At 65.9% G+C, this 19948-nt stretch carries 21 protein-coding genes and 1 tRNA gene; 10 read left to right on the top strand and 12 right to left on the bottom strand.

Annotated elements, in window-relative coordinates:
* Positions 1–57: 57 nt before the first annotated feature.
* From DOM56_RS05170 to DOM56_RS05160, 3 genes are all read right to left on the bottom strand, one after another.
* On the bottom strand, positions 58–888 hold the full coding sequence (locus DOM56_RS05170) for a TIM44-like domain-containing protein (RefSeq protein WP_110707827.1): 831 nt from the start codon (positions 886–888) through the stop codon (positions 58–60).
* 138 nt (positions 889–1026) lie between these two features.
* Positions 1027–1809: a peroxide stress protein YaaA gene (gene yaaA, locus DOM56_RS05165; RefSeq protein WP_110707826.1), complete on the bottom strand. Its 783-nt coding sequence runs from the start codon at positions 1807–1809 to the stop codon at positions 1027–1029.
* 93 nt (positions 1810–1902) lie between these two features.
* Entirely contained in the window at positions 1903–2940 is a 1038-nt protein-coding gene (locus DOM56_RS05160; RefSeq protein WP_110597885.1) for an NADP(H)-dependent aldo-keto reductase, read from the bottom strand.
* Between the two features lie 317 nt (positions 2941–3257).
* Here DOM56_RS05160 and DOM56_RS05155 point away from each other — a divergent pair, with 317 nt between their 5' ends.
* Together DOM56_RS05155 and DOM56_RS05150 are read left to right on the top strand one after the other, a co-directional pair.
* Positions 3258–3773, top strand: a complete 516-nt coding sequence (locus DOM56_RS05155) for a tetratricopeptide repeat protein (protein ID WP_110597884.1) — start codon at positions 3258–3260, stop codon at positions 3771–3773.
* Between the two features lie 123 nt (positions 3774–3896).
* A complete protein-coding gene (locus tag DOM56_RS05150) occupies positions 3897–4406 on the top strand; it encodes a hypothetical protein (RefSeq protein WP_110707825.1) in 510 nt (169 codons plus the stop codon).
* A 65-nt stretch (positions 4407–4471) separates the two neighbouring features.
* Here DOM56_RS05150 and DOM56_RS05145 read toward each other — a convergent pair whose 3' ends face one another.
* The gene (locus tag DOM56_RS05145; protein WP_110597882.1) at positions 4472–5443 is read right to left on the bottom strand and encodes an NAD(P)H-quinone oxidoreductase; all 972 of its coding nucleotides are present in this window, start codon (positions 5441–5443) and stop codon (positions 4472–4474) included.
* Positions 5444–5559: 116 nt separating this feature from the next.
* On the opposite strand from DOM56_RS05145, the gene DOM56_RS05140 reads away from it, so the two are divergent.
* The gene (locus tag DOM56_RS05140) at positions 5560–7302 is read left to right on the top strand and encodes a lysophospholipid acyltransferase family protein (RefSeq protein ID WP_110707824.1); all 1743 of its coding nucleotides are present in this window, start codon (positions 5560–5562) and stop codon (positions 7300–7302) included.
* An 8-nt stretch (positions 7303–7310) separates the two neighbouring features.
* On the opposite strand, the gene DOM56_RS05135 is transcribed toward DOM56_RS05140, so the two are convergent.
* The 4 genes from DOM56_RS05135 to ybaK are packed head-to-tail and all read right to left on the bottom strand — an operon-like array spanning position 7311 to position 9236.
* The gene (locus DOM56_RS05135; protein ID WP_157958169.1) at positions 7311–7862 is read right to left on the bottom strand and encodes a TIGR00730 family Rossman fold protein; all 552 of its coding nucleotides are present in this window, start codon (positions 7860–7862) and stop codon (positions 7311–7313) included.
* A 57-nt stretch (positions 7863–7919) separates the two neighbouring features.
* A complete protein-coding gene (locus DOM56_RS05130) occupies positions 7920–8441 on the bottom strand; it encodes a DUF501 domain-containing protein (RefSeq protein ID WP_110707823.1) in 522 nt (173 codons plus the stop codon).
* The gene (locus DOM56_RS05125; protein ID WP_110707822.1) at positions 8410–8739 is read right to left on the bottom strand and encodes a hypothetical protein; all 330 of its coding nucleotides are present in this window, start codon (positions 8737–8739) and stop codon (positions 8410–8412) included. Before DOM56_RS05125 ends, DOM56_RS05130 begins: the two co-directional genes overlap by 32 nt.
* A gap of 8 nt (positions 8740–8747) precedes the next feature.
* Positions 8748–9236 carry a Cys-tRNA(Pro) deacylase gene (ybaK, locus tag DOM56_RS05120; RefSeq protein ID WP_110707821.1) on the bottom strand — a complete coding sequence of 163 codons (489 nt, stop codon included), beginning with the start codon at positions 9234–9236 and terminating at the stop codon, positions 8748–8750.
* An 85-nt stretch (positions 9237–9321) separates the two neighbouring features.
* Here ybaK and DOM56_RS05115 point away from each other — a divergent pair, with 85 nt between their 5' ends.
* Complete coding sequence (locus DOM56_RS05115; protein WP_110707820.1) at positions 9322–9654, top strand: hypothetical protein; 333 nt, start codon at positions 9322–9324, stop codon at positions 9652–9654.
* Positions 9655–9660: 6 nt separating this feature from the next.
* On the opposite strand, the gene DOM56_RS05110 is transcribed toward DOM56_RS05115, so the two are convergent.
* Complete coding sequence (locus DOM56_RS05110) at positions 9661–10107, bottom strand: hypothetical protein (protein WP_110707819.1); 447 nt, start codon at positions 10105–10107, stop codon at positions 9661–9663.
* A gap of 39 nt (positions 10108–10146) precedes the next feature.
* Here DOM56_RS05110 and DOM56_RS05105 point away from each other — a divergent pair, with 39 nt between their 5' ends.
* The gene (locus tag DOM56_RS05105; protein WP_110707818.1) at positions 10147–11298 is read left to right on the top strand and encodes a PatB family C-S lyase; all 1152 of its coding nucleotides are present in this window, start codon (positions 10147–10149) and stop codon (positions 11296–11298) included.
* Positions 11299–11379: 81 nt separating this feature from the next.
* On the opposite strand, the gene DOM56_RS05100 is transcribed toward DOM56_RS05105, so the two are convergent.
* A complete protein-coding gene (locus tag DOM56_RS05100; RefSeq protein ID WP_110707817.1) occupies positions 11380–12315 on the bottom strand; it encodes a tetratricopeptide repeat protein in 936 nt (311 codons plus the stop codon).
* Between the two features lie 106 nt (positions 12316–12421).
* On the opposite strand from DOM56_RS05100, the gene DOM56_RS05095 reads away from it, so the two are divergent.
* A complete protein-coding gene (locus DOM56_RS05095; protein ID WP_110707816.1) occupies positions 12422–13228 on the top strand; it encodes a DUF3750 domain-containing protein in 807 nt (268 codons plus the stop codon).
* Between the two features lie 126 nt (positions 13229–13354).
* Here the strand turns inward: DOM56_RS05095 and DOM56_RS05090 are convergent.
* Positions 13355–13431: transfer RNA gene (locus DOM56_RS05090), tRNA-Met, on the bottom strand.
* A gap of 28 nt (positions 13432–13459) precedes the next feature.
* Positions 13460–16219 (bottom strand): DUF349 domain-containing protein, encoded by a 2760-nt coding sequence (locus DOM56_RS05085; RefSeq protein WP_110707815.1) that lies wholly within the window; start codon positions 16217–16219, stop codon positions 13460–13462.
* Positions 16220–16464: 245 nt separating this feature from the next.
* Between DOM56_RS05085 and minC the strand changes: the two genes are divergently transcribed.
* From minC to sbcB, 4 genes are all read left to right on the top strand, one after another.
* A complete protein-coding gene (minC, locus tag DOM56_RS05080) occupies positions 16465–17205 on the top strand; it encodes a septum site-determining protein MinC (RefSeq protein ID WP_110707814.1) in 741 nt (246 codons plus the stop codon).
* A gap of 46 nt (positions 17206–17251) precedes the next feature.
* Positions 17252–18073: a septum site-determining protein MinD gene (gene minD, locus DOM56_RS05075; protein ID WP_110597870.1), complete on the top strand. Its 822-nt coding sequence runs from the start codon at positions 17252–17254 to the stop codon at positions 18071–18073.
* Positions 18070–18339 carry a cell division topological specificity factor MinE gene (gene minE, locus DOM56_RS05070; protein ID WP_110597869.1) on the top strand — a complete coding sequence of 90 codons (270 nt, stop codon included), beginning with the start codon at positions 18070–18072 and terminating at the stop codon, positions 18337–18339. The genes minD and minE overlap by 4 nt, the downstream gene beginning before the upstream one ends.
* Before the next feature lie 90 nt (positions 18340–18429).
* The gene (gene sbcB, locus DOM56_RS05065) at positions 18430–19923 is read left to right on the top strand and encodes an exodeoxyribonuclease I (protein WP_110707813.1); all 1494 of its coding nucleotides are present in this window, start codon (positions 18430–18432) and stop codon (positions 19921–19923) included.
* The last annotated feature ends 25 nt before the right edge of the window (positions 19924–19948 follow it).

The raw sequence follows: 19948 nt of genomic DNA, 5'->3' as shown, positions 1-19948 counted from the left end.
ACCCGAGCCTGTCAGTGCAGGGCTCGGGTCTTCTCGTCGAGGATGGGGCGAAACTTGTCAGGCGTTCGGATTCTGCTCGATGCCCTGGACGTACCACGGTGCACCGTCACGCAGCGCCCGCTTCAGGTGCCAGGTTTCGTTGAACTCGTTCTCCGCGCCATTCTCCTCCAGAATGCCGTGGAACAGCACCGTGGCTTCGGCTTCGTCCTTGAACTCCTGCACGCTGCCGAGTTCGGCAAACAGGCGCACGATCTCGGTGCGGTTGTTGGCCGGCTGCTCCATGCGCTCCGCTTTCAGCAGGTTGTAGAGCTCGGGGGTGACGTACTCCTGGATCCGGCTCAGGTCGTTGTTGTCCCAGGCGCGCTGCAGGGTGGTGAAGTGCTCCTTGGCGCCGGCCAGGAAGCGTTCCCGATCGAACCACTCCGGCTCGGAGGCGATGCCGCCGGTGCTCGTGCCCGACGCGCCGGTGCTCATGAACGGGCTCGGCTGGGCGCTGGTGTCATGATGCGCCTGAGCGTCATCGCGATGGCCGGCCGGGGCGTGCCGTCGACGGCCCGCCAGCAGCCGGAAGCCGATGAAAGCGACCAGTGCGATCAGCAGGAAGTCCATCATCCGGAACCCGTCGAAGGCGCCACCGAAGAACAGCGACGCCAGCAGGCCACCCGCGAGCATTCCCGCCAGCGGGCCGGCGAAGCGCGACAGTCCGGCGCTGGGCTGGCGGGGCGGGGCGGATGCGTTGGTGCGCGTCGTGGTCGGGGTTGGCTGCTGCACCGAGCGCGAGTAAGAACCGAAGCTCTTGCCGCCACCCATACGGCGAGCCTCGGCGTGGTCGACGGCGGCGGCAAAGCCGAGCATACCGACCATCAACATGACGAGCAGATGACGCATGGCGTTCTCCTGAAATCAGCGTTATTGCGGGTCGAGTGACGACGTCGCGCACTCGTTGCTGCGGGCATTGTTGCAGACGGGCGTGAATGGAAGCTGAACGGCGTGACCTTCGCTCCGATTCTTTGGTCGTGTGTGTCTCTACTCACGATCCCGTTCGCGGCGGCGGAAGACGGGTTTGCCCGGCCTGGACTCGTCAGGTGCATGGCGGTAGCCGGCGACATCGAATCCGGTCAATGCCGCGGGGTCCTCGATTCGTTCACGAATCAGCCAGGCGGCCATCAGGCCACGAGCCTTCTTGGCATAGAAACTGATGATCTTGAACTGGCCGTTCTTCTCGTCCTGGAATACCGGCGAGACCACGTCGGCCTGGAGTCTCTTGAAGTCGATCGCCTTGCTGTATTCGTTGGAGGCGAGGTTGACCAGCGTCGAGCTGCCGCTGGCGGCGACGGCCTGGTCCAGATCGGGCGTCAGCCGCTCCCGCCAGTAGGCGTAGAGATCCTTGCCGGCGGCATTGTCCAGCGGGATGCCCATTTCCAGGCGGTAGGGCTGGATCAGATCCAGCGGCCGCAGCATGCCGTAGAGCCCGGATAGAATCCGTAGATGATCCTGAGCGAAGGCATTGTCTGCCTGGCTGAAGGCGGTCGCCTCCAGCCCGACATAGACATCGCCCTGGAAGGCCTGCGCCGCTGGCTTGGCGTTATCCAGCGAGAACGGGGTCTTCCAGTCGGCGTAACGGGCGGCGTTGAGCCCGGCGAGCTTGTCGCTGATGCCCATGAGCTCCGACAGCTGCTGGGGGGAATAGCCGCGCAGGATGTCGATCAGTTCGCGACTCAGGTCGAGATAATCGGGCTGGGTGACGTCCCGGGTCGTCGGGGGCGTCTCGAAATCCAGGGTCTTGGCCGGAGAGAGGATGCTGAGCATGGCGCGCTTACCCGTGTTGGAGGTGGCGTTATCGGTCGTCGTTGGCGGCGACCATCAGGACCGAGTTTCGAAAACGACTCTCAGGGCCGAGTTTCATGGGCAGGGGTTGGAAATTCGTCGATGCACGCCCTCGATCGCTTCGAGGACTTCGGCGGACAGCTCGAGTCCATCGCTGTCGATATTGGCATCGAGCTGCTCGAGCGTGGTCGCACCGATGATGTTGCTGGTGACGAAAGGCCGGGAAGTCACATAGGCCAGTGCCATCTGGGCCGGGTCCAGGCCGTGCTGGCGGGCGATATCGACGTAGGCCTGGGTTGCTTCCTGCGCCAGGTCCGACGTGTAACGCGAGAAGCGCTCGAACAGCGTCAGCCGGCCCTTGGGCGGTTTCTGGCCGTCGAGATACTTACCTGACAGCACCCCGAAGGCCAGGGGCGAGTAGGCCAGCAGGCCGACGGACTCGCGGTGGGCGATCTCGGAGAGGCCGATCTCGAAACTGCGGTTGAGCAGGTTATAGGGGTTCTGAACGCTGGCCACGCGAGGCAGGCCCTGAGTCTCGGCCAGATGCAGGCAGCGCATGACGCCCCAGGGGGTGTCGTTGGAGAGTCCGACGGCGCGGATCTTGCCGGCGTCGACGGCCTCTTTCAGTGCGCCCAGGGTCTCTTCCAGCGGCGTCGCGTCGCTATCGTCGCCCGGCAGGTAGCCGAGCTGGCCGAAGCAGTTGACGTGACGGTCCGGCCAGTGGAGCTGATAGAGGTCGAGGTAGTCGGTCTGCAGTCGCTGGAGGCTCGCATCCAGCGCCTGGTGAATCTGTTCGCGGGTGTGTCGCGGACCACCGCGCAGATGCGCCATGCCGCGTCCGGCACCCGCCGCCTTGCTGGCGATGATCAGCTCGTCGCGCTTGCCGCGCTGCTTCAACCAACTGCCGATATAGGCCTCGGTGCGGCCCTGGGTTTCCGGCTTCGGCGGCACCGGATACATCTCGGCGGCGTCGATGAAGTTGATGCCGGCGGCGATGGCGCGATCGAGCTGTTCGTGCGCCTCGGCCTCGGTGTTCTGTTCGCCGAAGGTCATGGTGCCTAGACACAGGCGCGAGACCTGCATGTCGGTCTTGCCAAGGGGGCGTCGCTGCATGTTGCGCTCCAGATGGGGAAAACGGATGTTGACGAGCCTGAGGCGTCACGAAAAAGCCGTTGGAAATCGTATGTTACTGGCGCCGTCGGAAAGCGGCAAACCGGCCCTGGACGCGGGGGGTTGAGTCGCCACGCGGGCAGGCGTATCCTTGCGGCCTTTCGCCGCCCGGCCCTCGGCCGAGCGCGCCTGTGAAGAGTCGATTCCGACGCGCCATAGAGCGTTGCCTGGTGTTGCGGTAATAGAAAACAAGATGCGTCCAGATCGACACGGTAGTTCGGACCGTTAACGGGTCCCAGTCTCCAGGGTCACTGTCAGTTATGCCACAGACGTTTTCTTTCTTTACGCGATTCGAGTTCCGTCTGGCCACGCAACTCAGCCATACGCGCTGGATGACGCGGTCGCCGGGCAAGCAGCGATTGATGCTGCGCTGGTTCAAGCGTTGTGCCGATGCCGGCCATGTTCCGGCGCGGTCGCTCTACGGGCGGGTGTTGATGCACCGGGGTATCTCTCCCCGTGACAAGTCCACTGGCGCGCGCTACGTCCTGCAGGCGGCCCAGCAGGGAGATCGTCATGCGCAGTACCAGGCCGGACGCATCTACGAGCTGGGATGTTCGCAGTACCAGCCCAACGAGCATCACGCGGTGACCTGGTACGCCCGCGCGGGAGAGAATGGTCATGTCCAGGCCGCCAAGCGGCTGGCCGATGCCTACCGGCACGGCGAGCTGGGCCTGCCCCGCGATCCCGCTCGTGCGGACGACTGGCAGCGCTGGACCCGCCAGCTCAGCGAAGAGAGCCCCGCCGGCGAGGCACCCGCCGCGCTCGCGGCGCACTGAGACGCACGCCACCTATCCGGGCCTACCGCCGCGTGACTCTCCTCCAGCCTGGTGGCGGGATGAAGTCGCGCTTCAACACTGTCATGATGGCGCATCATCGGCGTCGCAAGATGAGACGGCATCATGGAAGGAGCCCGTGACGTGTTGCTGCCCACCCTGCTAGATATCGAGGCCTCCGGTTTTGGCCGCGGCAGTTATCCCATCGAGGTCGGCCTGGCCCGACCCGATGGCAGCCGCTGCGCATTCTTGGTCCAGCCCGTGCAGGAGTGGACCCATTGGGACCCCAAGGCCGAACTGCTGCACGGGATATCCCGCGCTCGCCTGATCCGCGAGGGTTATCCGCCGATCGAGGTCGCACGCTGGCTCAACGACGAACTGGCGGCGAGCGGCATCGCCTACAGCGATAGCTGGGGCTACGACAATACCTGGCTATCTCTGCTTTTCGATCAGGCCCGCATGCTGCCGCGGTTTCGGCTGGAGGCCTTGCGGCGCCTGCTGAGCGAGGCCCAGACCGAGTGCTGGGCCCAGACCAAGGAGCGGATCGCTGCTGAGCACGACATCCGCCGTCATCGTGCCGGCGACGACGCCCGGCTGCTGCAGTTGACCTACAAGGCCACGCTGGGCGTCGGCTAGCGGCGGGCACGAACACGGCCTTCGCTCGCCGACGCTTCGTACCCGCCCTGGCGTACCGCGCCGGCTCACCCCTCGCCGCTGACGCTCAGCAGGATCTTGCCGGTATTGGCGTTGTCGGACAGATGCTGCATGGCTTTCTCCGCTTCCTGCACCGACCAGGTGCCAGCGATCAGGGGCTTGATCTCGCCGCTGGCCAGCTTGGGCCATACATGGGCATGGAGCGCATCGAGAATGGCGCCCTTGGCCTTGGCCGAGCGCGAGCGCAAGGTGGAGCCGATCAGGCGTTGGCGCTTCATCAGCATGCGTCCCAGGTTGACCTGCGCCTCGACTCCACCCATCAGCCCGATCAGCACCAGGCGGCCGTCGGGGTTGAGAACGGCCAGATCCTGCGCGATGTAATCGCCGCCGACCGGGTCGAGAATCATATCGGCACCACCCCAGGCCTTGACCGCGTCGACGAAACTGCCGTCGTGACGGTTCCAGCCGGCGTCGGCCCCGAGCTGGTAGCAGGTCTCCAGTTTGTCGGCGCTGCCCGCGGTGACGAAACAGGGGTTGCCGAAGACCTTGCAGAGCTGGATCGCGGCGGTGCCAACGCCACTGGCGGCGGCGTGCAGCAGGACACGTTGGCCGTTCTGCACCGCGCCCTCCATGTAGAGATTGAGCCAGGCGGTGGCGAAGACTTCCGGCAGGGCCGCTGCCTCCCGCAGACCCAGGCCCTGGGGAATGGGCAACACCTGGGCCTCGTCCACCGCCACCTGCTCGGCATAGCCGCCACCGGCAAGCAGCGCGCAGACGCGGTCGCCACGCCGGAAGCGCTCGACGCCGCGACCAATCTCGATGATCGTTCCACTGACCTCCAATCCCGGGATCTCCGAGGCACCCGGTGGCGGCGGATAGTTGCCGCCACGCTGCATCAGGTCGGCCCGGTTGATGCCTGCCCAGGCGACTTCGATGCGCACTTCACTGGCGCCCAGCGCGCCGGGATCGTCGTGCTCGCGCCAGATCAGTTGGCCGGATTCGATAGCGATGGCGTGCATCGATTTGCTCTCCTCGATAGTGGCATCCCCTCACTCTAGCAGCCCGGCGATGGCCACGCCGTTGTCATAAGTCAGCGCCATGCTGGCAGCCACCCACGTAGGAGAGGGGATGGCCCATGATCGATACCGGCGCGCTGCTCGAACGACACCTCGGCGGCTTTCGTCGCCTGCCGCTATGGCTGCGGCACTGCACCACGGCGCTGATGCGTCGCCTGATCCACGAGCGCGAGGTCAACGACTTCCTGGCACGCCACCGCGAGACCCGTGGCCTGGCCTTCGTCGAACAGGTGCTCGACTACTTCCGCTTCGGCTACGCCGTCTCTTCGCGGGAGCGCGAGAACATCCCGGTATTCGGACGCGTGCTGATCGTCGCCAACCACCCGCTGGGCGCCCTCGACGGTCTGGCACTGCTGCGCCTGGTGGCCGATGTGCGCAGTGACGTGCGCATCGTGGCGAGCTCGATCCTGGCCCAGATCGAGCCGCTGGCACCCTGTCTGCTGCCGCTGGACAACCTGAACCGGCGCGGCTATCGGCGCAGCCTGGCCGCGATCGAGGCGGCGCTGGATCGCGAGGAGGCGGTGATCGTGTTTCCCGCCGGCGAGGTCTCGCGGGCCGGGCCGCGGGGCATTCGAGATCGCCGCTGGCAGGCCGGGGTCCTCCATCTGGCGCGCCGCACCAACGCGCCACTGCTGCCGCTGCATGTGGGTGGACGCAACTCCTGGCTGTTCTACGCCCTGGCGGCCCTGCGCGACGAGATCGGGACCCTGCTGCTGCCGCACGAGATGTTTCGCCAGCGCGATCGCCAGCTCCGCGTGCGTATCGGCGACCTGCTGCCGCTGGAGCAACTGGCGCGCGGCGGCCTGCGCTCGGAGGCGACGCTCAAGCTGCTGCGCAAGCACGTCTACCGGCTGGGGCAGGGTCGCAAGGGGCTATTTCGCGGCGAGGCGGCGATCGCCCATCCGGAGAGCCGGCAGGCGCTGCGGGAAGCGCTGCGTGAGGCGCGCAGACTGGGCGAGACCAAGGATGGCAAGCAGATTCTATTGGTCGAGGGCCCGCCCCACGGGGTGGTGCTGCGCGAGATTGGTCGGCTGCGCGAGATCGCCTTTCGCCGGGTCGGCGAGGGCACCGGCCGGCGGCGTGATCTCGACGCCTTCGACGACTACTACCGCCACCTGCTGGTGTGGGACGACCGTGACCTGGAGATCGCCGGGGCTTACCGCCTGGGCGAGGCGGGGGCGATTCTCGACGCTCACGGCCCCGGCGGCTTCTATGCCGCGACCCTGTTCCACCTCGAGACGGCACCCTGGGACGAGCTGCGCCACGGGCTCGAGCTCGGCCGCAGCTTCGTCCAGCCGCGCTACTGGGGGCGGCGCAGCCTGGACTATCTTTGGCAGGGGCTGGGCGCCTACCTGCGACATCATCCGCAGGTGCGCTGGCTGTTCGGCCCGGTCTCGCTCTCGGCCACGCTGCCGCTGCGCGCCCGCGAGCTGGTGATCAGCTACTACCGCCACTACTACGGCGACCCCGAGGAGGGCGTGCGGCCGCGGGCCCCGTTCGTGCTCTCCGACGCCGGGCGGCTGGAGGCGGAGCGGCTGTTCGACGGTGGCGATCGCGACGAGGACTTCCGCCGCCTGCGCGAACAGCTGGAGGCGATGGGAGTGAGCGTGCCGGTGCTCTACAAGCAGTACTGCGAGGTCGCCGAACCCGGTGCGGTGCGTTTCCTGGGGTTCGGCGTGGATACTGACTTCGGCTTCTGCGTGGATGGCCTGGTGGTGGTCGACGTCACCCGGCTCAAGCCCGACAAGCGGCGCCGCTATATCGGCGCTGACGAGGTGACGCCGGCGCTGAGCGCGGGCTGAGCCCGGCGTCAGGCGGCCGGGACGCGATCCGCTGCCAACCGGTCCAGCAAGCGTTCGATATCGGCGTCAGCGACCAGCGCGCGCCGGGTCGAGGCATCGAGGAAGCCATGTTCGACGGTGGTATCGAGAAAGGTCAGCAGTGGCGAGTAGAAGTCGGCGACATTGAGCACGCCGATCGGCTTGTGATGGAGGTCGAGGTAGTGCCAGGTCCAGATCTCGAACAGCTCCTCGAGCGTGCCGATCCCGCCGGGCAGGGCAACGAAGGCATCGGCATGAGCAGCCATGGCGGCCTTGCGTTCGTGCATGTTGTCGACCCGAATCAGCCGGGTGAGACCGTGGTGCGAGACCTCGCGCTGGACCAGGTGCTCGGGCATCACCCCGATCACCTCGCCGCCCTCGGCGAGACAGGCGTTGGCCAGCCTGCCCATCAGGCCGTTGCGGGCACCGCCGTAGACCAGCCCCCAGCCGCGTCTGGCGATCGCGGCACCCAGCGCTTCCGTCGCCGCGGCGAAGCGGTCGTCATTGCCTTCACGTGAACCCAGGTAAACACAGATCTGCACGCTATCGCTCCTGAGAAAAACCGATGGAAAGTGTAAAGGTACCGCCAGTATCCCCGCTCAGGGAATGCTGGCGGCCACGTCGTGCTCGGCATCGAGCCAGCGGCCGATGGCGTTGTCGCCGCACAGGTGGTGGGCATACTGGGTATGCAGGCAGCGCACCTGATCCCAGTTGGTGATGCCACCGACACCCCGTTCGCGCATCAGCGGCGCGAAGCCGCGCCGCTCGATCTCCGCGCGCTGTTCGGCGGTCATGAAGTGCCAGCGCTGGCGGACGTAATCGGCGTGGCTCTGGTGGTAGCTGGCGAGCCATTCGGGATCCTGCTGCAGGCGTGCCTCCAGCTCCTTGATCACACCGCTGGCTTCGAGGCGTGACAGCACCACCTTGAGGCGCTCGCAGGAGAGCCAGTAGAGCGTCGGAAAGGGCGCGTCGTCGACGATCGGCGCCATGCGCAGGACCAGCGGGCGCCCCTGGCTATCGGTGGCGGCGACCGCCTCGAGCCCGCGGGGCGGGCGGCCCAGCTGCTCGGCGATGATCGCCAGTTGGGCGTCAGTCGGTGTCTGATCGGTGTGAATCACCATCGGGGGAATCCATTATGACCTTGTTGGAACGAGCCACGGCGCGGTAGAAGGCCTGGCTCAGTTGCATCGGCGTGGGCGAGTAGAGGTATTCGCGCAGCAGATAGTCGCGGGCGCGCTCGACCAGCACGGTGTGCAGTCGATTGAACGGCGCATCATAGTCGTAGGGGTCGGGACCCGGCAAACGCAGATGGGGATAATCGGCCAGGCGCTCCATGAAGTAGTGTTCCAGCACGCGCTCGACGGCGCGATGGCGATCGAGGTCGTCGGGGTCGATCCACAGGTCGAAGTCGATTGACATGCGAAGGGCTACCCGCGCCGCGCCAGATCCGCGGTGCGGGCCGCGGTCAGGGCGATCAGGTCATGGCGCGCCAGCGACAGTTCCAGCCCGCGCCTGCCGCCGCTGACGTGGAGCGTCTCGAGCGTCAGGGCACTTTCGTCGAGAAAGGTCGGCAGGCGCTTCTTCTGGCCCAGCGGGCTGATGCCTCCGACCAGGTAGCCGGTGGCACGCTCGGCCACCGGGACATCCGCCATCCGTGCCTTGCGAACGCCGGCGGCCTTGGCCAGCGCCTTGAGATCCAGCGTGGCATCGACGGGCACCAGGGCGACCACCAGGCGGTCGTCGTCGAGCTGGGCGAGCAGCGTCTTGAACACGCTGGCCGGCGGTAGCGAGAGCGCCCGGGCGGCATCGAGGCCGTAGGAGCCTTGGGTGGCGATGTCGGCGTCGCTCGCCAGTTCGTAGCTGGTAACCTGGTGGGCCACACCGCGTGACTCGAGCAGGCGGATCGCGGGGGTCATGGCGTGACGGCCATTGTTGCCGGGACGGGTTGCGAGAAGCCCGCGGAGGTTTCTAAGCTGACCACGCTATGGAGACTCCCTGTCGATGGTGATGGATGCCGGGATGACCGAGCGCTGCGCGCTGTGCCAACGTTCCGCGCCGCTGACGCGTCATCATCTCATACCCCGAACGTTGCACCGCAAGCCGCGCTATCGCAAGCGTCATGGCCTCGAGCGGATGCGCGCGGCGGTGCTGTGGGTCTGTCGGCCGTGTCATTCCCATCTCCACCGCACGCTGAGCGAACGCGAACTCGCCGACCATTATGCGAGTCGCGAGGCGCTGCTGTCGCATCCCGATATTCGTGCCTTCGCGGAATGGCTGGGCAGCAAGCCCGCGGGTTTCGTACCGAAGTCGCCGCCGCGCGGTGCCGGTCGCTGACCGGCATCAAATCAGCCGCAGGCCGCGATAGTCCTGCCAGGCCTCGGCCAGCGGCGCCGCCAGGCAGTCGCGCAAGTGCTCCGGCAAGCTGGCATGCGCCGTCTCGCAGGCCTCGAACTCTCGATTGTGCAGCCAGCAGTAGGCCCAGGCGCAGGCTTCGTCGTGATCCCGGGGCAGCGGCTTGGCGGGCATCTGCACCAGCAGGAACAGTGCCGTTCTGGCCGCCCAGCGCGGCGGGGTGGCGTCACCGCTCCAGTGGGTCAGCGTGTCGCCGTCCGGCGTCGACTCGGGCTCGCCCAATTTGGCGATGCGTGCGGTATCGGCCAGAATCATGGCCAGGCGGTCCGGGTCCGCCTGGCCCAGCATCAGCCAGTGGCCGACCAGTTTCGAACTGCCGGCCAGGACCCGAGCGTAGAACGGTCGGGAAGAAGTCTCGTCAGGCCGCTCGCACATGTTCGTCAATCCATTCATTTCGATGATGAGATCACTATCGTGAATTTCGATTTTGCCACGCGTATCGATCGCCGCCAGCATCCGACCAAGAAGTGGCAGCAGTATGAGGAGGACGTGCTGCCGCTGTGGGTGGCGGACATGGACTTCCGTTCGCCACCGGCGATTCTCTCCGCGCTGGAGGCCCGCGTCGAGCACGGCGTGTTCGGCTACGGTGATGTTTCCGCGGCGCTGAAGCAAACCCTTTGCGAATGGAGTCGGCATCACTACGACTGGCCGATCGAAGCCGGGTGGCAGTACTGGGTGCCCGGCGTGGTACCGGCACTCAATCTGGCCGCCATGGCCTTCAGCGAGCCGGGGCAGGGCGTGCTCACGGCGACACCGATCTATCCGCCCTTCCTGAGCGTGGCGAAAAACACCGGACGCGAGGCACAGACCTTCGAGCTGGCGGAGCCGGCGGCCGCGGGCGAGCCGTGGCGGCTCGATCTCGCAGCGCTCGAAGCCGCCATCAGGCCGAATACGCGGGTGCTGCTGTGGTGCCATCCGCACAATCCGACCGGCCGGGTCTGGAGTGCCGACGAGCTTCAGGGCCTGGCCGAACTGGCGGAGCGCCATGACCTGATCGTGCTCTCCGACGAACTGCACTGCGATTTGATTCTCGATCCTTCATTGCCACACCGGCCGCTGGGACAGCTCTGCCCGGCGTTGGCATCGCGGTTGATTACGTTCTGGGCGCCGTCGAAGACATTCAATATCGCGGGCTTGTCCTCGGCCTGCGCAATCATCAGTGACGATGCGCTGCGCCATCGGTTTCAGACCGCTGCGGCCGGTCTCCTGCCCAGCGTCAACGTGCTGGGGCTCAGCGCATCGCTGGCGGCCTATGCGGATTGCGAAGCGTGGCGCCAGGCGCTTCTCGCTGAGTTGCGCGGGAACCTGGCAATGGTCGAAGCGCACGTTTCGCGCTGGCCGGGGGTCACGATGTCGACGCCGCAGGCGACTTATCTGGCGTGGCTGGATCTACGCCGGAGTGCATTGGCCGACGCCCCGCAGCAGCGGCTGCTCAAGGAGGCCCGTGTCGCCCTTTCCGATGGGGCGGCTTTCGGCTGGCCCGGATTTGTCAGGCTCAACTTCGGCATGCCGCGAAGCTGGCTGGAGGAGGCGCTGCTGCGCCTGGACCGTCTGCTGGCCGACTAGTTTTCCCCGGGTACGGGCAGCAAAACGCCCGGCGCCGATGACCTCGGCGCCGGGCGTTCTGCCATCCGTTGCCAGCGTCGATCAATAGAGCATGGCGAACAGGCGACGGCGATAGGCGACCGTCAGCGGGTGATTCGCACCCAACGCATCGAAGACGCGCAGCAGCGTCCTGCGGGCGGCGTCTTCGCCGTAGGCGCGGTCGCTCTTCATGACCGCCAACAGTGCCTCGAGGCCGGCTTCATAGTCACCGTCGGCGATCCGGCGCATCGCGCGTTGATAGCGCGCTTCACTGTCGTCGCGCTCCCCGAGAGCGTCGATCTCGGCCTGGCTCAAGGCTTCCTCGCCAAATTCGATGCGGGCGCGCACGCCGCGGGCCTTGGCGGCATCACGGTGTTCCGGCGGCAGCTCGTCCAGAGTGCGCTTGGCATCGTCGACCTGACCCGCGGCCACCAGCGCGCCGGCCAGATCGATCTGGTAGTCGTAATGCTCCGGGTACTGCTGAATCAGTTCTCGATAAATGGCCTGGGCGGTCTCGTTGTCGCCGGAGGCCAGCGCTGCCTCTGCCATCTCTTCCGGGCTCTGAGATGCCTCTGCGGGCGCTTCCAGATATTTTCCCAGCCATTCGCGTACCTGCTTTTCCGGTAGCGCTCCCTGGAACTGGTCGTAAAGCTGGCCCTGGGAGATGAGCTTGACGTCCGGCACCGAGCGCACGCCCAACTGCGAGGCGATCTGCGGGAACGCTTCGATGTCGAGCCGGGCCAGCACGAACGCCCCGGCGTACTCCTGGGCCAGCTTCTCGAGCACCGGCTTGAGGTTCTTGCAGGGTTCGCACCAGGACGCCCAGCTCTGCAGCAGCACCGGATGTTGCATCGAACCTTCGAGCACGACCTGCTGGAAGTTCTCCAGCGTGACGTCGACGATGACGTCTTCCGGGGCGACACTGCTGCCGGCGCCATTGTGACTGCTTTCTTCCGGGCCGGTCAGCGGCTGCCCGGTGCGAGGATCGACGATAGCCATGCGAAAAACCCTTGATGTTCGATTCGAGATTGGTGACTGTTATGCGGGTTGTCCCGTATCGATTCAACCCCAGCGATCGACTTAAGCTTCGGAACCTGCCTCCTCGATGCCTCTTCCCCGTCCACTCAAGCGCGTTCTGGCAAGCGTGACGGTATTGATCGTCCTGATCGTGGCCCTGCTGGCGGGGCCGGCCTACATGCTCGCCTCCCAACAGGTGCCGGTGCATGCCAACTGGCACGATGCCGATCGTTCGTCCAGTGGATTGGCTCCCGATCCGGCCGAGGTCAGCGAAGCGGTGGTCCAGGTCTACGCGGCGCGCGCCTTCGAATGGCGGGGCGCCTTCGGCGTGCACACCTGGATCGCGACCAAGGCCGAGGGTGCCGAGCGCTATCGCGTCTATCAGGTGATGAGCTGGCGCCGGCCCACGGTGGAGTCCGGCTATGCGCCGCCGGATCGCCACTGGTACGGCAACCCGCCGACACTGCTCGCCGAACTTCGGGGCGAGAGGGCGGCGCGAGCGATCGACCGGATCGAGGAGGTCGTGCCCGCCTATCCGGAATCCGATCGCTATCGGATCTGGCCGGGCCCCAACAGCAATACGTTCATCGCCTGGGTCGTGAGACAGGTCCCGGAACTCTCCGTGGACTTTCCGCCCAACGCCATCGGCAAGGACTATCTGCCGGGCCGGATATTGGCGCAGACACCCACACACACTGGCTATCAGTTCTCACTGGGCGGGCTGTTCGGGCTGATGCTGGCCCGGGACGAGGGCTTCGAACTCAACGTGCTGGGGCTGACGGTCGGATTCGACGGTCAGTCGCCGGCGTTGAAACTGCCCGGTATCGGTCGTGTCGGCATGGCCCAGCCGACGGGGAGTTCGGGAGAGGAGAGCGTCGATCAGGACATCCCATGATCGTGGGAGGGGTGTCGTTCGGTGAGCAGGCCTGACGAAAGAGTGTTCGGCGTTGTCAGGCGTTGGATAGGGTGAAAGTCGAGGCAAAAAAAACCGGCGCCTGGGGAAGGCACCGGTTAAATAATTTGGTAGCGGGGACCGGATTTGAACCGATGACCTTCGGGTTATGAGCCCGACGAGCTACCAGACTGCTCCACCCCGCATCAATGTGTGGCGTATTATACGTATGGATTAGACGCTGTCAATGGCCTTTGCATCATGATGGCGACCATTTTGTCCCAGATGCGCCATCACCCCATCGAAAGCCGGCTCATAGCGCTCCCAGATCTCCATCGTCAGCGGCGCCGTCGCCATCAGGCGCAGCAGGGTCTGCCGGAGTTCCTCGGGGGGCGTCGGCGGGCGGCCGAGGGCATCGTTGAGACGCGCGACCTGCACCTCGAGGCGCAGTGGCTCAAGGGCTTCGGGGATGGCATCCCCCGCCAGCAGCGCCAATTGCACCAGGCAGCGTTGCAGGGTCTCCTCGGCCTGGGCCGGTGACTGCAGCTCGTTCCGGCTCTCGATGGCCTGGCGCAGGTCCCCGGCGAGCTGGCGGGTGTCGAGTTCGTCCTGGAGCGATTGGCGCATCCAGTGGCGGTAGTCCGGCCACTGCTTCGCTTCTTCCACCAGTGCAAGACGGTCCAGCGTGATCTCGCGGGCATGGACGATGCCCTGCCAGCGCTTTTCCATACCCTCGCTGCGCCGGCTTCGGGGCAGCGGTGCCAGCCGTTGCGCTTCCGCCAGGGCCGCATCCAGTACGTCACGCTCTCCAGCGGAATTCGGCTGCCAGGCGTCCACGCGGTCGATCAGCGCCTGCATATCGTCGAAGCGTTGCTGCTGACGCGACTGCTGCTCGCCGCGGGCGGCGTCGCGGGCCGCGAAAATGTCGTCGCAATGGCTCCGGAACTGGCGCCACAGCGTCTGCTCGATGCCCTTGGGGGCGCGGCCAAGCTCCCGCCAGCGCTGTTGCAGCGACTTGGCCTGCTCGGCGCGCTGGCTGGCCGGGGTCGAATCTTCCGCCAGCCGCCTAGCCTGCTCGACCAGGTCACGCTTGTGTCCGGCGACATCGCCGGCGCGTTCGTCGATCAGCGACTGCAACTGGCGGCGCAGGCGCGCGTAGCGGCGGCCGGTCGAGGCGGCCTGGCGCCGCGGCACCGGCCAGTGATGGTCCCACTGCTCCTGGGCGGCATCGCGGACCTTGCGCAATCCATCCGGGTCGGCATCGGCAGAAGGGTTGGCCAGCAAGGCCTCCAGCTGCTCGCACAGGGCCTCCCGGGCGGCGAGGTTATCCTGTTCTCGCGATTCGAGCTCGGCTTCCCAGTTCGCCAGTTGATCGTGGAGGGCTTCGGAGGCGGCGCGGAAGCGCTGGGCCAGTTCGCGGGTCGCGGCGGCGTCGCCGAGTTGGCGCCATTCCCGAATCAGTTGCTGATGGTGGCGATGGCGCTCCCCATCGGAGCGCTCCCGCGCCTCGGCCAGCGCTTCTATGGCGGCCAGCAGGGCCTCGCGCTTCGGCGCCGCGGCAAATCCCCGCCAGTCCCTCAACTCGGCAAGACGGGCGGTCTGCTGCTTGTATCGCTGGTCATGAGCTGGCGTCAGTCTCTGGTCGCTGGTTTCCAGATACTGGCGGATATGGCGATGCAACTGCGAGGCCGGCCGATAACGACCCTGATCGAGTTCCTGCGTCAGCGCCTCGAGTTGGGCCTCGACTTCCTCATCCGGCCAGCGGCTTTCATCCTTGGCGGCGTTCTCCGCGTCCGCGCCGCGCTGGTCGGCTGCCGCCTGGCGCTGGGCGTCGAGCACCAGTTCGGTCGGCGGCAGTTCGTCAGGCCACGCCAACCGGTCGAGGACCGGCGATAGCGGTTGTTCACCCTTCAGGCACGCGCGTAGGGCGGGCGCTTCGGCTTGAAGTCGCTCCCAGGCCTGCCAGATCGACTGCGCGCGGTGATCGAGGGCCAGATAGCGTTGCTGGAACGCCTCGCTGACGCCGTAGTGGTCCGAGATGCTCTGCCAGCGCTCCTCCTGCAGATGCCATTTACCCTGCAAGGCTTGCAGCACCTCGGGAGTCAGACGTTCTGCCTCCAGGGCAATCTTCAATGCCTGGTCGAGGGCATCGAGAATGCCTTCGCGGGTCGTCTGCGCCTCGGACTTCTCGCGCTTGACGCGTTCGATCTCGCGGTGCTGATGCTCGTGTTCGGCGACTCGCTGGCGGCAGCGTGTCACGGCGGCGTCGAACCTCGCACGCTGGGTGTCGTCGGCGTTGCCCGTCAGCGTCTCCCAGCCCTTGATCCAGTGTTTCAGGCGCGCCTCGAACATCGGCTCCCAGGGACGGTGGGCTTGGGCTTCCAACGTCTCTAGCAATTTTTCGCGCTCGGCCTCTTCCCGGCTCTGCTGCTCGGCATCGGCGCGCAGACTCGCCAGCCGCTCGCGGGCCAGGCGGGCGACCTGCTTGTCTCGACGAGCCTGTTTGATCAATAGCGCCAGTCCCTCGGGGGAGGTGACGCGTTCCGCCGCGGCGTGACGCACCGCCGTGATGCCGTTTTCACAGGCGTGGTGAATCAGACGGTCCTCGTCGTCGATACGGGCCAGGGCGGACAAGCGCAGGGTCAGGTTGTCACCATGGCTGATCAGCGCATCGACCAGCGCGAGATCCTGCAGCGCTTCGACCGTCGCCAGGCGGGTGTTGAGGTCCGGGCTGGGCGAGACCCGGCCGCCAAGAAGATCGACGAGGCGCTGGAAAGACTCCTCGCTGGGCGACTGGCTGTGCCACTGGAACAGCGGATCGAGATCCTGCACCCGGGCCAGCGCCGCCTGGCGGACGTGGGCCGATTCGTCCAGCGCGAGCCGGCGGAGTGTATCGAGCTCATCCGGGCTCAGCTGCGACGCGGCTTGGGCTCGGACGGCGGGATCCTTGTGTCGCCAACGGGGAGAGAACAGGCGTTGAAAAAGTCCTGGCATGGCCGGTGTGGCATCCTGAAAAACGACGGGCTGGCAGAGGTCGATCACGCAATTTCGCGGAATCGACGGCAACTATCTATCTAACCATCTGACGGCCGGTGGTAAAAGCCCGTTTCGCCGGTGGCGTCGGTGGGTGGCGACACCTGACAAAAGGTCTGAGGGGCCTTATGATCGGTTGCAGCGGCGTCCGCCCTCGCTTAGCTTAGGGCCTGTAAACGCCATTTCCCCCGCTGCGGAGTTCGGTCATGAGTCTCAACAGGGATCGGGCAGACACTGCCTTTACATTCAAAGGCGGCATGCTGCCGATGACAGTCATGGAACTGGCCAGCGGCGATCCGGAGCGCATTCGCGCGCAACTGGCCGGCAAGGTCAGTCAGGCACCGGCCTTTTTCCAGCATACTCCAGTGGTGTTGGGCGTCGAGCAGCTCGACGAACCCCATCTCGCTCTCGAGCGAATCTGCGCCGTGTGCCGCGCACACAAGCTGCTGCCGGTAGCGGTGCGTGGTGGTTCCGATCCGATCAAGCAGTCGGCTTGGGCGCTGGGGCTGGGCTGGTTTCCGCCGCAGGAGAGCCGCCCGCGAGCCGTCGATACCCGACCCGTGGAAGCCGAGGCCGAGGCGGAACTGCCAGTGCCGCCGCCGGAGGCGACCGTGCAGGCGGGAGGGCGCATCCATCGCGGGACGGTGCGTTCCGGTCAGCAGATTTCCGCCTCGGAAGGCGATCTGGTCGTGATCGGCGCCGTCAATCCCGGCGCCGAGGTGCTGGCCGCGGGCAGCGTGCATGTCTACGGGTCATTGCGGGGGCGGGCCCTGGCCGGTATCCACGGTGATCGCGAAGCCGGTATCTTCTGCCATGATCTGCATGCCGAACTGCTCTCCGTGGCGGGTACCTACAAGCGCCTCGAGGATATCGATCCAAAGATGCTGGGGTGCTCGGTGCAGGTGCAGCTCAAGGAAGACCAGTTAAGGATCTCGGCGCTGACCTGATTGGCGCGGGAACGATCAATAGTTATCGGGCAACAGGAAGTTCATCTTGGCCAAGATCATCGTTGTAACATCCGGTAAAGGTGGCGTCGGTAAAACGACCAGCGCGGCAGCCATTGCCACGGGCCTGGCCCTGCGCGGCAACAAGACCGTGGTCATCGACTTCGACGTCGGTCTGAGAAATCTGGACCTGATCATGGGCTGCGAGCGTCGTGTCGTTTACGACCTGGTCAACGTCATCCAGGGCGAGGCCGGACTCAAGCAGGCCATGATTCGCGACAAGCGCTCGGAGAACCTGCATATTCTTCCCGCCTCCCAGACGCGAGACAAGGATGCGCTGACGCTCGAGGGCGTCGAGAAGGTGCTGATGGACCTCTCCGAGGAGTTCGATTACATCATCTGCGACTCGCCCGCTGGCATCGAGCGGGGCGCCCAGCTGGCGCTCTACTTCGCCGACGAAGCGGTGGTGGTGACCAACCCGGAAGTCTCCTCGGTACGCGACTCCGATCGCATTCTCGGGCTGCTCTCCTCCAAGTCGCGTCGTGCCGAGCAGAACCGGGACCCGATCAAGGAGCACTTGCTGGTCACGCGCTACAATCCCAACCGTGTCGATGACGGCGACATGCTCAACCTGGAAGACATCCGCGAGATCCTGGCGATCGATCTGGTCGGCCTGATCCCAGAGTCGGAAGCGGTGCTGCGTGCCTCCAACCAGGGGGTGCCGGTCATCCACGACGACAAGAGCGACGCCGGTCAGGCATATGCCGATACCGTATCCCGCCTGATGGGTGAAGACGTGCCGCTTCGTTTCCAGTCGGTGCAGAAACGCGGGCTGATCGCACGCATGTTCGGAGGAGGAGGCCGCCGGTGAGGCTACTCGATTTTCTCAAGGGCGAACGCAAGAAATCCGCATCCGTCGCCAAGGAGCGGCTGCAGATCATCGTTGCGCACCAGCGTGGGCATCGGGGACAGCCCGATTACATGCCGATGCTCGAGCAGGAGCTGCTCGAGGTGATCCGGCGTTACGTCAAGGTCGACCAGGACGCCATCAATATCAGTCTCGACAGCGACAACGACTGCTCGGTGCTCGAACTCAACGTCACGCTGCCCAACGAGGGCGAGACCGTCAAAGGCTAGGTCCGGCGATGCATTAGCCGCCGAGTGGCGGTGCATGAGTCGCACCACCGGCTGTGCTAGGCTTGGCCTTTTGCGCAGCCGGAGAGCGGAATGGCCAACAGCGGAGCGGTCCGTAACAGTAAAGCCCAGCCTCAGGCAGAACCCACCTTCCTTTGGCACGACTACGAGACCTTCGGCGCCGATCCTCGTCGGCATCGGGCTTCGCAGTTCGCGGCGATTCGCACCGATGCCGAGTTCAACGAAATCGGCGAGCCGCTGACGCTCTACGCGCGTCCGGCCGACGATGACCTGCCCACGCCCCAGGCTTGCCTGATCACCGGCATTACCCCCCAGGCCGCCATGCGTCGCGGCCTTCCCGAAGTGGAGTTCGCCGCCCGCATCCAGGCCGAGATGAGCGTGCCCGGCACCTGCTCGCTGGGTTACAACAGCTTGCGTTTCGACGACGAGGTGAGTCGTCATCTGTTCTACCGCAACCTCCTCGACCCCTATGCCCGGGAGTGGCAGAACGGCAACTCGCGCTGGGATCTGATCGACGCGGTGCGCGCGTTCTATGCCGTGCGCCCTGAGGGCATCGAGTGGCCCAAGCGCGAGGATGGCGCACCCAGCTTCAAGCTCGAGCATCTGACCGCTGCTAACAACATCGAGCACGTCGGAGCCCACGACGCCTTGGCGGACGTGCGGGCCACCATCGGCATGGCGCGACTGCTGCGGGCGCAGAACCCCAAGTTCTTCGACTACCTGCTGTCGTTGCGGCAGAAGCGCCGGGTGGCCGGACTGCTCGATGTCGAGGCGCGCAAGCCGATGCTTCACGTCTCGCGGCGCTATCCCGCCAGCCGCGGCTGCAGTGCGCTGGTGGTGCCGCTGGCAGCGCACCCTTCGAATCCCAACGGGATCATCGTCTATGACCTCGCGGTCGATCCGGCACCGCTGTTCTCGCTGACGCCCGAGGAGATTCGTGCGCGCATCTTCGTCAGCGATAGCGAGCTGGCCGAAGGCGAAACGCGGATTCCATTGAAGGTGGTTCACCTCAACCGTAGCCCGGTGCTGTTGCCGATCGCCACGGCCGACGAGACCGTGACCAGGCGGCTGGGGCTCGACCGGCCGCTGTGCGAGCGCCACTGGCAGGCGCTGGTGCAGAATCCGGAATCCTCCCGCAAGGCGGCGATGGCCTTCGCCGAGTCTCCCGCCGATCCACCGCAGGACCCCGATCTGATGCTCTATTCCGGCGGCTTCTTTTCGCCGCATGACCGCCAGGCGATGGAGCGGGTCCACGCCACGCCGCCGGATGAGCTGGGGCAGACCGGCTTCGCCTTTCAGGATCCGCGCCTGGAAGAGATGCTGTTCCGCATGCGCGCGCGCAGCTATCCCGAGACGCTGGAGAGCGAGGAGAAGGCGCAGTGGGATGCGTTCCGCTGGTCGCGCATGAACGACCCGCAGAGCGGCGCCTTCACCCTCAAGGAGTTCGCCCGCGAGATCGAACGGCTTAACCAGACCCCGCTGGTGGATCGCGAGCGCCAGGTGCTCGAAGAGCTGGTGATGTACGTCGAATCGATCATGCCGGAGCAAGCCTTCGACGCTTACTGAGACCTTCCATGCCTGGCATTCGGCG

Origin of the sequence: Salinicola sp. CR57 (assembly GCF_003206585.1) — a bacterium.
GTDB lineage: Bacteria > Pseudomonadota > Gammaproteobacteria > Pseudomonadales > Halomonadaceae > Salinicola > Salinicola lusitanus.
Note: the sequence above shows the minus strand (reverse complement) of the source record. Positions and strands in the feature narration are given on the sequence as shown.